This is a genomic window from Candidatus Dedyshia acidiphila (genome assembly GCF_051025295.1).
Taxonomy (GTDB): Bacteria; Acidobacteriota; Terriglobia; order Terriglobales; family Acidobacteriaceae; genus KBS-83.
This window is the reverse complement of record NZ_JBMGJV010000007.1, coordinates 1-14,065: the sequence shown is the minus strand read 5'-3', so window position 1 is coordinate 14,065 and position 14,065 is coordinate 1. Positions and strand designations below refer to the sequence as shown.

The 14,065-nt window shown below is 63.1% G+C and carries 14 protein-coding genes, 1 tRNA gene and 1 pseudogene; 5 read left to right on the top strand and 11 right to left on the bottom strand.

The window, feature by feature from the left end; genetic code table 11:
• Positions 1 to 76 precede the first annotated feature (76 nt).
• Positions 77 to 1,786, top strand: coding sequence for an acyloxyacyl hydrolase (locus tag AC5IJH_RS04595; protein WP_491901628.1), 1,710 nt, complete (start codon positions 77 to 79; stop codon positions 1,784 to 1,786).
• Between the two features lie 44 nt (positions 1,787 to 1,830).
• A complete protein-coding gene (gene efp / locus AC5IJH_RS04590) occupies positions 1,831 to 2,406 on the top strand; it encodes an elongation factor P (RefSeq protein WP_491901627.1) in 576 nt (191 codons plus the stop codon).
• A 5-nt stretch (positions 2,407 to 2,411) separates the two neighbouring features.
• Here efp and AC5IJH_RS04585 read toward each other — a convergent pair.
• From AC5IJH_RS04585 to gcvT, 6 genes and pseudogenes are all read right to left on the bottom strand, one after another.
• Positions 2,412 to 2,488 (bottom strand) — tRNA-Arg (locus AC5IJH_RS04585).
• 34 nt (positions 2,489 to 2,522) lie between these two features.
• Complete coding sequence (locus AC5IJH_RS04580) at positions 2,523 to 2,816, bottom strand: hypothetical protein (RefSeq protein ID WP_491901626.1); 294 nt, start codon at positions 2,814 to 2,816, stop codon at positions 2,523 to 2,525.
• Positions 2,817 to 4,388: an aminomethyl-transferring glycine dehydrogenase subunit GcvPB gene (gcvPB, locus tag AC5IJH_RS04575; protein WP_491901625.1), complete on the bottom strand. Its 1,572-nt coding sequence runs from the start codon at positions 4,386 to 4,388 to the stop codon at positions 2,817 to 2,819.
• Positions 4,389 to 4,397: 9 nt separating this feature from the next.
• A pseudogene (gcvPA, locus tag AC5IJH_RS04570) lies at positions 4,398 to 5,752 on the bottom strand (aminomethyl-transferring glycine dehydrogenase subunit GcvPA).
• Between the two features lie 58 nt (positions 5,753 to 5,810).
• Complete coding sequence (gcvH, locus tag AC5IJH_RS04565) at positions 5,811 to 6,194, bottom strand: glycine cleavage system protein GcvH (RefSeq protein ID WP_491901624.1); 384 nt, start codon at positions 6,192 to 6,194, stop codon at positions 5,811 to 5,813.
• 99 nt (positions 6,195 to 6,293) lie between these two features.
• Positions 6,294 to 7,430, bottom strand: a complete 1,137-nt coding sequence (gene gcvT / locus AC5IJH_RS04560) for a glycine cleavage system aminomethyltransferase GcvT (RefSeq protein ID WP_491901623.1) — start codon at positions 7,428 to 7,430, stop codon at positions 6,294 to 6,296.
• Between the two features lie 143 nt (positions 7,431 to 7,573).
• Here gcvT and AC5IJH_RS04555 point away from each other — a divergent pair, with 143 nt between their 5' ends.
• Both AC5IJH_RS04555 and AC5IJH_RS04550 read left to right on the top strand, forming a co-directional pair.
• Positions 7,574 to 8,053 (top strand): VOC family protein, encoded by a 480-nt coding sequence (locus AC5IJH_RS04555; protein WP_491901622.1) that lies wholly within the window; start codon positions 7,574 to 7,576, stop codon positions 8,051 to 8,053.
• 93 nt (positions 8,054 to 8,146) lie between these two features.
• A complete protein-coding gene (locus AC5IJH_RS04550) occupies positions 8,147 to 8,800 on the top strand; it encodes a pyridoxamine 5'-phosphate oxidase family protein (RefSeq protein ID WP_491901621.1) in 654 nt (217 codons plus the stop codon).
• 306 nt (positions 8,801 to 9,106) lie between these two features.
• On the opposite strand, the gene AC5IJH_RS04545 is transcribed toward AC5IJH_RS04550, so the two are convergent.
• The 5 genes from AC5IJH_RS04545 to AC5IJH_RS04525 form a co-directional block, all read right to left on the bottom strand.
• Positions 9,107 to 9,649 (bottom strand): peroxiredoxin family protein, encoded by a 543-nt coding sequence (locus AC5IJH_RS04545; RefSeq protein WP_491901620.1) that lies wholly within the window; start codon positions 9,647 to 9,649, stop codon positions 9,107 to 9,109.
• A gap of 97 nt (positions 9,650 to 9,746) precedes the next feature.
• Entirely contained in the window at positions 9,747 to 10,037 is a 291-nt protein-coding gene (locus AC5IJH_RS04540) for a hypothetical protein (RefSeq protein ID WP_491901619.1), read from the bottom strand.
• Between the two features lie 52 nt (positions 10,038 to 10,089).
• A complete protein-coding gene (locus tag AC5IJH_RS04535) occupies positions 10,090 to 11,022 on the bottom strand; it encodes a cytidine/deoxycytidylate deaminase family protein (protein ID WP_491901618.1) in 933 nt (310 codons plus the stop codon).
• A gap of 59 nt (positions 11,023 to 11,081) precedes the next feature.
• On the bottom strand, positions 11,082 to 12,665 hold the full coding sequence (locus AC5IJH_RS04530) for an acyl-CoA mutase large subunit family protein (protein ID WP_491901617.1): 1,584 nt from the start codon (positions 12,663 to 12,665) through the stop codon (positions 11,082 to 11,084).
• Positions 12,662 to 12,865 (bottom strand): hypothetical protein, encoded by a 204-nt coding sequence (locus AC5IJH_RS04525; RefSeq protein WP_491901616.1) that lies wholly within the window; start codon positions 12,863 to 12,865, stop codon positions 12,662 to 12,664. The genes AC5IJH_RS04530 and AC5IJH_RS04525 overlap by 4 nt, the downstream gene beginning before the upstream one ends.
• A 435-nt stretch (positions 12,866 to 13,300) precedes the next feature.
• Here AC5IJH_RS04525 and AC5IJH_RS04520 point away from each other — a divergent pair.
• Positions 13,301 to 14,065 (top strand): SGNH/GDSL hydrolase family protein (locus AC5IJH_RS04520; RefSeq protein ID WP_491901615.1); only part of this gene is annotated, 765 nt, incomplete at its 3' end.

Genomic DNA, 14,065 nt, shown 5'->3' with positions numbered 1-14,065 from the left:
ATCCAAGGCGTTGACTACCGGCACTTCGTCGCAACGAGATATCGCGCGCGCCGGATCATCAAGGGAGATCCGCTTCGTGTCCTTGCTCTGTTTCCGGGCCCGCAGTATCGGCCGTGTCTTCGTGCATACGGTGCGGTTCCGCGGTCTCTCCCTGCTCGGGCTTTTTGCTCTCGCGCTGTTCACGGTAGCGGCTCGCGCCCAGTCCTCGGAGGAAGCACCGCTCCCGGACGCGCCGCTCGCAGCCTCAGAGCGCATGCCCGATGCTTTCTGGAAATCGCCAGCAGAGTTTGCACCCGCGATGCGCGATGCCGAAACGTTAGGTTCTTCGCTGGCGCCAGGTCCTTCGGTCTCAAGCTCACGTCCCGCGCGCAACACGGGGCCGAGTGAACCAGAGGTTCTGCCGCGCGATTGCCCCTACGATCGCACCCACTCACCGCTGTGCCGGGTGCATGTGCGGCAGCTGGTGATCTCGACCGCGGTCTTCAATGCATTCCAGAATGCAGGCAATCTCTACACCGGCTATTGGTACCGCTACGAGACGACGCACGGTAAGTGGTGGGATCGCTATGTCAACTCGGTCGAGGGCTGGCGCTGGGATCTGTGGTCCGATGGCAACCCCATGCTCGACGTCTATGTCGGCCATCCGATCATGGGCTCCATCACTAATTTCTTGTGGATCCAGAACGATCCCAAGTCCATGACGCTCGAACAGGAGAATAGCTGGCCGTACTATCGTCGCATCCTGCGCGCTGGTGCGTTCTCCACCTTCTATAGCTTTGAGTGGAAGCTGGGACCGCTGGGCGAAGCCAGTATTGGTCACAATGGCGATCACTATTTTGCTGACGAGAAGGGCAAGGTCTACACCAACGAGACAGGCTGGGTGGAGTTCGTCACGACGCCGGTCGGAGGCATGCTTTGGACCATGGCCGAGGATGTGCTCGATAAGCACGTGGTGCGGCGGCTCGAGCACGTCAGCCGCAATCCAGTCGCGCTGACCTTCTATCAGTTCTTGTCTCCGTCGCGCGGCACCGCCAACATCCTGCGCTTCCGTGTGCCGTGGTACCGCGACACACGCACCGTGAGGTCGAACAGCTTCTTTCGCGAGGACGCCGATGCAGACGACGAACTGCGCAGTGAGACCGCGACGACCGCTGCCGCAGAACGCGCGGCACCCGACAGCCCCGACCAGCCGATGGTTCGCACCGCGATGCGTCGACCTCCGGCCGAGGAGCTGCCGCTGTTTCCCCGTCCCGGCGGCGTGCATGAGTTCGGCGCCTGGTGGGGACTGTCGCTCATGTCGGGGCACCTGTTCGGCACGGCGAAGGACATCAAGTACATGCCGATCGATGTGCGCTACTCCTATGAAATGGCGCGGTGGGAGCATGTCACCTTGCGTTACTCACCAGAGCTCACCGCACTCGCGATGCTCGACCAGCCGAACCCCGGCGCAACCGATCCGTTGCTGAAGCGCACACGCGCCTACGGCAGCGGCCTGAGCCCTGCCGGCTTCCAGACCGACTTATTCCCCATGCACCGCGTGCAGCCCTTTTTCAGCACGAATGCCGGCCTGCTTTACTTCACCAAGCCGGTGCTCTCGCCACAAGGCACGGAACTGAACTACATCGTCGATTTCGGCACGGGCGTGAACGTCTTCCGGAAGGCGCGGCAGGCGGTCTCTATTGGCTACCGCTACCAGCATCTCGCGAGCCTGAACAACAACGGGCGCACGGATGCAAACACGTTCTATGTCTCCGTCTCGCGCTTCCGCACAAAAGGCTACCGCTGATCCTTTACTCTGGAGCTTGACTGACCAGTCCCGCGAGGAGAGCAATGGCTGCCCTGATCGACGCGATCGATGTGAAGCGCAAGATGACGATCGAGTTCGAGAACACACCGTTCTACTGCCTGGAGTCGGAGATCTCGACCCCGACCGCGCGCGGCGGGCAGACGCTGGTTCGATTGCGCATGCGCAACCTGCTGACACGCGCAGTGTTCGACAAGACGTTCAAGGCGGGCGACAAGTTCCGCGAGCCCGATCTCGTCACCGTGCCTGCGTCCTATCTCTACAGCGACTCGGAGGGTTCATACTTCCTCGATCAGCAGAGCTTCGAGACGCTGCGGCTGAGCGACGAGATGACGGCAGACGCGATGGGCTTCCTGATCGAGGGCGCGATGGTGCAGATCGATCTCTACAACGGCAACCCGATTGGCGTTACGCTGCCGACCAGTGTCGAGTTGACCGTGAGCGAGACGGAGCCCGGCGTGCGCGGCGACACGGCCAGCGGAGCCGTGACCAAGCCCGCGAAGCTCGAGACAGGGCTCGAGGTGCGGGTGCCCTTCTTCATCAAAGAAGGCGAGAAGATCAAAGTGAATACGGAGACCCGGGAGTACGCCGGCCGGGCTTGAAGGTGTGGTGCGCCCGGAGAGATTCGAACTCCCGACCTATTGCTCCGGAGGCAATCGCTCTATCCAGCTGAGCTACGGGCGCGCACCTCGATTCTACACCGAGCGCCCGCGACGCCTCAGCCCCGTTTGCGCTCGAGCTCCTGCATCGTGGACTGGATCAGTTGCTTGGCGCCGTTGATCTGGTCGAGCACGACCTGCAGGTCCAGCGCCGGCTTCGATGGATTGCGGTTGGAGACGCAGTAGACGCCGTGCTGCCCAACCAGGATCAGCGCGTCAGTCAGCATGTCGAGCGAAACCGCGAGGCGACCGCGCTCCGTGCCGAGCATGAACTCGTGCCGCTCGAGTTCATCACGGCGCTCGGCGACGGCGCGCGACTGCAGAACGTCGGTGCTGGTGGGCGCGTCCGGCACTTACCAGTCCTTTGCCGGCGTGTCGACGCCGAGGGCGATGGGGGACGGCGGCCCTTTCCAGCGCAGTACCGGCCTACGAGCCGCTGCGGTCTCGTCCATGCGCTTCACCCGTGTGTTGTGCGGCGCCATCAGGACGAGCGCCGGGTTCTCTTCCACCTCGCGTGCGATCTGCTGCATTGCGTCGATGAACAGGTCGAGCTCTTCCTTCGATTCGCTTTCGGTCGGCTCGATCATCAGTGCGCCGGGCACGATCAGCGGAAACGACACAGTGTAGGGATGGAAGCCATAGTCGATGAGCCGCTTGGCGATGTCGCCGGTCTTCACGCCGCGGGCCTGCTGCTTCCTGTCGCTGAAGACCACCTCATGCATCGAGGGCGTCTTGTACGGCAGTTCGTAGTGACCTTCGAGCTTGCTGCGAATATAGTTCGCGTTCAGCACAGCATCTTCGGTGGTCTGTCGCAAGCCGTCCGGGCCGTTCGCCAGGATGTAAGCGAGCGCGCGGACGAACATGCCGAAGTTGCCGTAGAACATGCGCACACGGCCGACCGAGTGCGGCCGATCGTAGTCGAGCCGTAGCGTGCCGTCCTGTGCCTCGCGGACGACGGGCGTGGGCAGAAACGGCTCGAGGATCTTCTTGCACGCGACTGGACCGGAGCCGGGGCCGCCGCCGCCGTGCGGAGTCGAGAAGGTCTTGTGCAGGTTCAGGTGCATGACGTCGACGCCGAAGTCGCCGGGCCGCGTCTTCGCAACCAGCGCGTTCATGTTCGCGCCGTCCATATAGAGCAGCGCGCCCTTGGCGTGCAGGATGTCGGCGATCTTGTGGATCTCGCTCTCGAACACGCCGATCGTCGACGGATTGGTCAGCATCAGCGCAGCAGTGTTCTCATCCACCTGCTTCGCAAGCTGCTCGATGTCCACCATGCCGTGCTGGTTCGAGCGCAGGTTCTCCACCTGGTAGCCGCAGACGGCCGCTGTCGCCGGGTTGGTGCCGTGGGCGGAATCCGGGATCAGCACCTTGCGGCGAGGATTGCCCTTCGACTCGTGATACGCGCGGGTGAGCAGGATGCCTGTGAACTCGCCATGCGCGCCGGCGGCGGGCTGCAGCGTGATCGTGTCCATGCCGGTGATCTCGATCAGAGCCTTCTCGAGCGTGCGCAGGATCTGCAACGCACCCTGTGACAATTGCTCCGGTTGATAAGGATGCGCCTCGGCGATGCCTTCGATGCGGGAGACGAACTCGTTGACGCGCGGGTTGTACTTCATGGTGCAGGAGCCGAGCGGATACATGCCGAGATCGATCGCGTAGTTCCATGTGGAGAGCCGGGTGAAGTGCCGGATCAGTTCAATCTCCGAGAGCTCCGGCAGTCCCGCCGCCTCGTCGCGAGCAGCCTCGCCGAGCGCCTGCTTCGGATCGACCGCAGGCACGTCGAGCGGCGGCAATTTGTAGGCACGCTTGCCGGGCGAGGACTTCTCGAACATCAGCGGCTCATTCTGCGTGATGTGCGAGGAGACCTTGCGGCGCTCGCCGGCAAACGTGATCTCGTCGGTCATCTCGGGTGTTGTCGTGGCCATCGGGGCTCCTTAGGCGTGCACCAGCGTGGACTGCAGCACGCGGGCGGCCTGGTCGATCTGTTCACGGGTGGTGACCTCGGTGGCGCACCACAGGCTGGCATTGCCCAGCTCCGGATAGAAGCGCTGGAGCGAGAGGCCGCCGATGATCTTGTCGTCCAGCAGGCGCGCATTCACGGTGTCTGCGGGCTCATCCGTGACGAGCACAAACTCGTGGAAGCGCGGCGAGTTGGCGAAGAGCAGCTTGGTCTCGGACGAGCGGCCATTCTGTGACAGTGACTGTGACGCATACTGCCCTTGGCCAGGTTGTGCAGCGCGAGTTCGCGGATGCCTTCCTTACCGTAGACGCTCATGAAGATCGTGGCCATCAGCGCGACGAGCGCCTGGTTGGTGCAGATATTTGAGGTCGCCTTCTCGCGGCGAATGTGCTGCTCGCGCGTAGAGAGCGTCAGCACAAAACCGCGCGTACCATCCTTGTCGACGGTCTGGCCGGCGAGCCGGCCCGGCATCTGCCGCAGGTATTTCTCCTTGGCTGCGATCACGCCGCAGTAGGGGCCACCGTAGCTGAGCGCAACGCCAAACGACTGAGCCTCGAGCGAGACAATATCTGCTTCTACTGGTGGACGCACCGCGCCGAGCGAGATGGCCTCTGCGATCGAGACAATCAGCAGAGCGCCCTTCCTGTGCACGATCTCGGCGATCGCCGGAATGTCTTCCACCACACCGAAGAAGTTCGGCGACTGCACCAGCACGCACGCATGCTGATCTGTCAGCGCCGCATCGAGCGCCTTCAGATCGAGCCGACCATCTTCGCCGTAGGCGAGCGTCTGCTGCCCAATGTTCTGGTGCTGCGCATAGGTGGCCAGCACCTCGCGATACTCGGGGTGCACCGTCTTCGCGATCAGCGCGTCAGAGCGCCCGGTCACGCGCACTGCCATCATCACGGCCTCGGCCGCACCGGTCGATCCGTCGTACATGGAGGCGTTTGCGATCTCCATGCCGGTCAGCTCGCAGATCATCGTCTGGAATTCGAAGATGGCCTGCAGCGTGCCCTGCGTGATCTCTGGCTGATACGGCGTGTAGGAGGTCAGGAACTCGCCACGCTGCACCAGCGCATCGATCAGCACCGGCTTGTAGTGGCGATACGCGCCCGCGCCCAGAAAGCTGACGTAGCCATTGGCGTTCTTCGCGGCAGCCTGCTTGAAGTAGTCGACGATCTCGGACTCGCCCATCTGTCGGGGAATGTCGAGGTCGCGTGTGAGTCGGTACTCGGCGGGAACGCTCGAGAACAGGTCGTTGATCGAGGAGACGCCAATCTCCTTGAGCATGGTCGCGCGTTCGGCGTCGGACTTCGGGAGGTAGCGCATGTCTGGTCCTTCTTAGGGTCACCGCAACAGTTGCGTATCGGGAGTGCGTCCCGGGGAGTTAGTGCGTCTCTTCCTTGATATACGTCTCGTACGCATCCTTCGAGAGCAGGTCGTCGACCCCGCCATCGAACTGCACCTTCATGATCCAGGTGGTGTGCGCGTCCGTGTTGATCTTCTCCGGAGCCGAGGCGAGCTCCTCGTTCACGGCCGTCACCTTGCCAGAGACGGGCGAGTACAGGTCCGAGACGGCCTTCACCGACTCAACAGAGCCGAAGACCTGGCCCTTCTCGACCGATGAGCCGACCTTCGGCAGGTCCACGAAGACGATGTCGCCGAGCGAGTTCTGTGCGTAGTCGGTGATGCCGACCTTGCCCTCCGAGCCCGAGAGCTCGATCCATTCATGTTCCTTGGTGTACTTGTAGCCAGCCGGGTAATCGGGCATGCGAGGGTAGGTCCTTTCGAGTCCATTCTATGAGCCGGAACAACCGGGCGGAAGAAGAAGAGTTCCACCACCCGCACAAGTCGTTTGCCACTACGGGTGCTACTTCTTTGGGCGTTTGTAAAACGGCGTCGGCACCACAACAGCTTTCACGGGCTGGTTGCGGATCTCGACCGCTACCTCGGTGCCCGGCGCGGTGTCTTCGATGGGCAGGTGTGCCATTGCGATGTTCTTCTTCAGAAAGGGCGCGGGCGACCCTGAAGCGACCGTCCCTAGCGGCTTGCCATCCGGGGAGAGCACGCGGTAGCCGTCGCGCGCGATGCCCCGATCCACCATCTCGAGGCCGGCGAGTCGGCGCTTGGGGCCACCAGCGGTGCGAACCTGCTCTAGCGCCTCGCGGCCAACGAAGTCACCCTTCTCCATCTTGGCGTAGCGATCGAGCCCAGCCTCGAAGACGTTGATCTCCTCCGAGATCTCGTGCCCGTAGAGGGCCATCGAGGACTCCAGCCGCAACGTGTTGCGCGCGCCAAGGCCACAGGGCAGGATGCCAAATTCCTTGCCGGCTTCGAGCACCTCGTTCCACACGCGCTCGCTGGTCGCAACATCTGAAGGCACATAGATCTCGAAGCCGTCTTCGCCGGTGTAGCCGGTACGCGCGATCAGCGTGTTGTGCAGCCCGCAGACCGTGCCCCAGGTGAACCAGTAGTTCTTGATCCCGTCCAGGTCGCGGTCGGTCAGCTTCTTCAGAACGTCCGCGGCACGCGGCCCCTGGATCGCAAGCTGCGTGTAGTAGTCCGAGTAGTCGGAGACATGCACGCCATGCATGTGGCCCACGTTCTGCCGCACCCAGTTCACGTCCTTCTCGCGCGTGCCCGCGTTGATGACCAACAGGTAGTCGTTATCGGAGAACTTGTGCACGATCACGTCATCGACGAAGGTGCCGTTGGGATAGAGCAGCGCCGAGTAGTGTGCCTGACCGTCCTTCAGCTTCGAGGCGTCGTTCATCGAGATGTGCTGCACAGCCGCGAGCGAGTTGGGCCCGCGCAACTGGATGTCGCCCATGTGGCTGACGTCGAACACGCCGACCCCGGTGCGGACCGCCATATGCTCGGCGATCAACCCGGAGTACTCAACCGGCATATCCCAGCCGCCGAAGTCGACCATCTTGGCGCCGAGGCGGCGGTGCGTGGCGTTCAGCGGCGTCTTGCGCAGGGCGGGCGCGGCAACAGAGGTAGACACGGGCGCAGGGTCCTTCAGAGGGGATTCGCGAACCCATTAGGGTAGCACCGGGCGCCGCTTGCCGCGCCTCCCCTGCGCGATACAGAAGGGGTTCGCTGGCCGGGGTGGTTCCGATACACTCTTGCCGCGGAGGAGGACCTCGCATGCAGACGCTGAAGACGTTCCTGTGGTTCGACACTCAGGCGGAGGAGGCGGTGGACTTCTGGGTCTCCGTCTTCCGTGACGCCAGGAAGGGCGCGGTGAGCCGCTTCCCGGACTCGTTTCCCGATGCGGCCCGGCAGCGCCAGGTGATCACAGCCAGCTTCACGCTGCGCGGGCAGGAGTTTGTGGCGCTGAACGGTGGGCCGCAGTACAAGTTCACGCCTGCTGTGTCGTTCATGGTGCTCTGCGCGAAGCAGGACGAGATCGACGAGTACTGGGCGAAGCTGACGGACGGCGGCTCGACCATGGCGTGCGGCTGGCTGACGGACAAGTTCGGGGTGAGCTGGCAGATCACGCCAGAGACGCTGAACCAGATGCTAGCGGATCCCGACCAGGCGAAGGCGGGACGCGTGATGAAGGCGATGATGGGCATGATCAAGCTGGACATCGCCGCGCTGGAGCGGGCCTGGAAAGGCGAGTGACCGGCGCGCGGTCACGGAATCCTCACACGGCACGAGGATGACTGAATCCGCAGCCGGCGCGGCGCATCCTGAGTACGCCGGATAGGAGAGCCCATGAGCCGCCGCTTTGCAGAGCTTGCGTTTACGCCGTTGGTCAAGGAACAGCAGGAGAAGCACGGGAGCCGCCGCCAGTATGCGCGGGTGGAGCAGTCGGACGACCCGGGCGACCGGCTGAGCGACTTCGAGCAGGAGTTCCTTGCCAGGCGCGACGGGTTCTACATGGCGTCGGTGAGCGAGACGGGCTGGCCGTACATGCAGTACCGCGGTGGAGAGGCGGGCTTTCTCCGGGTGCTCGATGACCGGACGCTCGGCTTTGCCGACCTGCGCGGTAATAAGCAGTACATCAGCGTCGGCAACCTGCAGCATGACGGGCGTGTCGCGCTGTTCTTCATGGACTACGCGCACCAGATGCGGCTGAAGATCCTGGGCCGTGCGGAGGTGCATGAGAACGATGGCGAGTCGGCGGCGCTGCTCGCCAAGCTGCGGGTGCCGGGCGAGAAGACGCCGGCGGAGCGCGCGGTGCTGATTCATGTAGAGGCGTTCGACTGGAACTGCCCGCAGCACATCACGCCGCGGTACACGCAGGAGGAGCTCGCGGCGACGCTTGAGCCGGTGCGGAAGCGAATTGAAGAGCTGGAGCGGGAGAACGCGCGCCTGCGCGGGCTGGTGGGCGACGGGGTTGCGGTGGGAGCGAGCCCGTCGGCTTGAGCAAACGGCTGATGAGCAGACGGTAAGACCGTCCCCCCACCCCTCCCCCTCCTCCTCGCCGGAGGATCGGGGCTAAGTCGCTGATCTTCTGGAGCTTGCTACCGGCGGGGCGGCTATCTGTGGTGTTCGAAAGAGCTTAGCCGTAAACATCTCTGCGCATTGGCATTAGGGTTCTGCCAATCGTGCCCGCACCGCTGTGCTGCAGTTGCCTCTATTTCCAGTGTAGCGAGTTGCGGCGATGTGTCGGCCAAGGTCCTTGAGATTGTGCGCGCAACGGTTTCGTTTCGGGAGTGAGTGCTGCCAGCGCTACTCGGCGAGGAGGGTCTTGATGTTGCGCTCCACGTCGTCTTTGCTGACGATGCCGACGTAGGTGGCGGCGACGCGGCCCTGTTTGTCGATGAGGTAGGTGTCAGGGAATTGGGTGATGTGGAAGAGGTCGACGGTGGCCTGGTCGCCCATGACGATCGGGTAGGTCATGCCGTGCTTCGCGACGAACGGCGCGACGAGCTTCCATGCAGCATCGGCGCTGGGCAAGCTGTCATAGGGCACGTCAACCGAGATGCCGAGCGCGGTGTACTTATGCTCGGGGAACTCGCGCTGAAGATCGACGAAGGTGGGCAGTTCGAGCACACAGCCACCGCACTCGGTCGCCCAGAAGTTGACCAGCACGACCTTGCCACGGAAATCGCGAAGCGAGAGCGACTTCCCTGCTGCATTGGGGAGATGGAATACGGGCGCGGTCTGGCGAGTCGCGATGGGGGCGAGCGGGGCGTGCACGTCCTGCTGGGCGTGGAGGAGGGGTGCGGCGAGGAGCGCGAACAGGAGTGTCTGGGTGCGACGGTTGGGCATAAACGTGGCCTCTCGTGTGAGAAGGGTAACGCGGAAGGTGAGGCGAAGGATCGGAAGACTTCCACCCTAGCTTCGCTAGGATGGGGCACCCAGGCGACTACTCTTCGTTCACGCCAACATCGATCCACTCTTCTCGCTTCACATCGAATTCCCACTCAGCTTGTTTCACGGCGTGTTCAAGAGTCTCGTGCCACGTATCTGTTCCTGGGCCGCCTTCACAGATGTGCAGTAGGTAGTAGCCGGAATCCTCTGGGTAGCGCGCGATCTCTAAGGACGTGAACGGCGGAAATGGGCGAGCACCGCTGGCATCCACCAAGGTGTGCGTGGTACGACCGGGACTGAGGTGGTGCGGCTGCAGGCTAACGCGCTTCAGCACTTTCCATTGCATCGGAGCACTCTCCCTGGCTTTGCTAGGATACGTGCCAGCGAACCTAGGCCTTCTAAGCCGGTGGATGTTGTACGAAGACCTCGACCTGGGCTTGTAACTCCAAGCCTTTCGGCAATGCTCCAAGCTCTATTCCGGGGTATAGATTACCAAGTATTACTTTCACCTCATCTCTTTCCTGGAGGGCGACTTCCAGCGACTCAAAAATCATCTTGCGTTGCACAGCGAGTCTGACGATCTTTCGATAATATTCGACTAATTCAATTCCTAGCTGATTAGCCTGCACAATGGAGAGCACATGTTCCCCATATGCGCCAAAGTGTACCTTCACTGACCAGCGATTCTCCTCGTTGATGGTAAGGGAATAAGGTTGTGGCCACCATTGATCAGACTTGTTGACTATCGCGAATACGTTGGGCCCGGGGGGATTCGTAAAGCTACCAGCAAGTTGGAACACTCCCCCCTTGTCCCAAGTACGAATCACCTGCCCCTGACTGACATTTGTAATGCGGATGCCAAGAGACCGCTGCTCGCGTATGAAAGCTTCGTTATGGGCGCGAATCCTCGCAGCGAGGTCCGGTGGAAATAACTCAACTTCGACACCTCGATCTTGAAGCTCCCACAATCCCTTGCCTCGCACCCCTTGATTGGGATCGAGGATGCCGATAAAAACACGCTTTATACCTGACTGCAGGACGAGCTCGGTGCAGCACTCTAGCGGCTTGGAACGCACTTCACGCGTGCATGGTTCCAGCGTGGTGTAAAGGGTCGCGTCCGGCAGGTCGCTCTTTTCCGACACCCGAGATAGAGCTACCTTCTCAGCGTGATCATCATCGCCTGCCAATCCCGTGCCCCTGTGTCCGGAGGCGATGGTCGTGCCTCTAACTGAAATAACTGCTCCCACTTTTGGTATTCGATCCGCGATCGGTCTGCAGCGCTCTGCAACTTCGATCGCCTGCTCCATCAACTTGCGGTCCCCGTCGTTCACTTGATTCCCTGCCCTGATTTAAGAAGCTTCACATCACCTTCGACACTGATCGTAAATCGTCAAATCACAACCGTCTCCCGATACTCCCCAAACACCTTCCGCAGAGCACCCGCAATCTCACCCACCGTCGCATCACTCTCGACTGCCTCCAAAATCGCGGGCATGAGGTTGTCGCCGTTGCGGGCACGTTCGGTGACGGCGTCGATGCCTTGCTGCCAGCGTGACGGACTGCGCTTCGTGCGCAGGGCGCGGAGGCGGTCGATCTGGCGCTGCTCCAGGGCGGGGTCGATGCGCTGGAGGGGGACGCCGGGCTCGGCATCGCGGGTGAAGCGGTTGACGCCGACCACGACTGCGTCGCCCGATTCGACGCGGCGCTGGTAGTCGTAGGCGGCGTTCTGGATCTCCTGCTGGACATAGCCGCGCTCGATGGCGCGGAGCATGCCGCCGAGTGCGTCGATCTTCTCGAAGTACTGTTCGGCTTCCTGCTCGATGCGCGTGGTCTCGGCCTCGATGAAGTAGCTGCCTGCGAAGGGATCGACGGTTTGCGCGGCGCCCGACTCCATGGCGATGATCTGCTGCGTGCGCAGGCCGATGCGGGCTGCTTCTTCAGTGGGCAGTGCGAGCGCTTCGTCGTAGCCGTTGGTGTGCAGCGACTGCGTGCCGCCGAGCACGGCGGCCATGGCCTGCACGGCGGTGCGGGTGATGTTGTTCTCCGGCTGCTGCGCGGTGAGGGTCGACCCGGCGGTCTGGGTGTGGAAGCGCAGCATCCAGGAGCGCGGGTTCTTTGCGCTGAAGCGCTCGCGCATGATGCGCGCCCAGAGACGGCGCGCGGCGCGGAACTTCGACACCTCTTCGAGAAAGTCGTTGTGCGCGTTGAAGAAGAAGGAGAGGCGCGGGGCGAAGCTGTCGATGTCAAGCCCGCTGCTGATCGCCGCCTCGACATAGGTGCGGCCGTTGGCGAGCGTGAACGCGACCTCCTGCGCGGCGGTCGAGCCGGCCTCGCGCATGTGGTAGCCGGAGATGGAGATGGTGTTCCAGTCGGGCAGCTCGCGCGCGGCCCAGCCGAACATGTCGGTGATGATGCGCATGGCGTGCTCGACGGGATAGATGTAGGTGCCGCGCGCGATGTACTCCTTGAGGATGTCGTTCTGCACGGTGCCGGAGAGCTTGCGGGTGTTGGCGCCGGAGCGGCGCGCGGCCGCGACGTAGAGCGCGAGCAGGATGCTGGCGGTCGCGTTGATGGTCATGGAGGTGGAGACGGTGTCGAGCGGGATGCCGGCGAAGAGGCGCTCCATGTCCTCGAGCGAATCGATGGCGACGCCGACCTTGCCGACCTCACCCACGGCCATCGGGTCGTCGGAGTCATAGCCGATCTGCGTCGGGAGATCGAAGGCGACGGAGAGGCCGGCGGTGCCGTTGGCGAGCAGGAATTTGTAGCGGCGGTTGGACTCCTCGGCATCGCCCATGCCGGCGTACTGGCGCATGGTCCAGAGGCGGCCGCGGTACATGGTGGGCTGGATGCCGCGGGTGTAGGGGTAGTCGCCGGGGAAGCCGATGTCGCGATCGGGATCGGTGCCGGCGAGGTCGTCGGCGGTCCAGACGGGCTTGGGGGCGTTCGAGTCGGTCGGTTTGGAGTCACTCATTGCGCCCTCCGGCGTTGGCGGGTGGCGCGTGCGGACTTCCAGAACGACGATCCAGAGAAGTAGACGAAGACGAGGGTCACCAGGCAGTAGAGCAGAAAGCGGGTGTGGTCGGCGCCGTGGACGGCAGCGTCGCGGAGCTTCCAGGCATTCTGCGCGAAGAAGAGCGCGAACAGCGCGAACAGCAGGCCGGTGATCTCCAACCACAGCGTGCGGCTGACGTGCGCGAGCGGGCCAACGAAGGCCTTGCTGAAACGGCGCGTGCCCTCGCCGACGCGGCGTGCGGGTTCCTTGTAGCTGGGGGGGCGGCGTCTTCGGCGTCGCGGGTGCAGCAGAGCGGGAGGCGCGGGGCGGTGCGGTGTTCGGGGAGGCTGTGTTCGTAGGTGCGGGGGCGGAGTTCGCGGCGGCGTTGCTGGCGGGAGCTGCTGCGGGGTTGGCGGCGGCGCGGTCCTTGACCATGCGCGAGGCCACGCGGACGCCGATGCCCAGTTTGCGTCCGAAGCGGTTGGGCTCCATGAGGGCAGTGTAACTGTTCGGTTCGAAGCGCCGGGGTTGTGGCGGTTCCCGATTGACAACTCTCCGTCACGGGCACATAGTCGGGGTCCTCCCCGCATTCCACGCCAGCCAAAGGATCTTTTATGCGCCGCCTTCTTACCTCCCTCTTTGCGCTGGTGCTTGGTTTCGCCGCGCTCGCGGTATCTGCCTCTGCCCAGCGGCCGGATCGCATCGTGTTCTTCGGCGACAGCCTGACGGATTCCGGCAACAACTATCTGTTCACCGACCAGCTCACGCGGAAGCCGTTCACGATCGGGCCGCCCAACCGCGCGTACGCCATCGGCGGCCACCACTTCTCGAATGGCAAGACATGGGCCGAGCAGCTTGCCGATGCGATGGGTCTGCCGCAGAGCGGACGTCCGTCGCTCCGGCAGCCCGGGAAGTTTACGAACTACGCGGTCGGCGATGCGCGGGCGCGGGCGAACTCGCCGGCCTTCCCCTACTTCGACCTGAAGACGCAGGTGAATCAGTACCTGTACGACTTCGGCGGGCATGCCTCGCCGGACACGCTCTACGTGATCTGGATCGGCGCCGATGATCTGGCCGACGCACTGCCGAGCATCGTCGCCAGTCCTCGCGATGCGGAGGGCTTCTTCATCCTGCAGGACGCGATCGCGGCGATTGCCAACAACATTCAAACGCTTTACGGAGCGGGCGCGCGGCAGTTCCTGATCGTCAGTGTTCCAGACCTGAGCAAGACGCCGTACGTGCGCTACCTCGGCGCGACGGTCAGCCCGTTCGTCCCGCTGTGGGCGCAGGCGATCACGGGCGACTTCAACGGGGAGCTCTTCACCATCAGCAACAACTACTTCGCCATCCTGCCGGGAATGCGCTACTTCAAGTTTTTT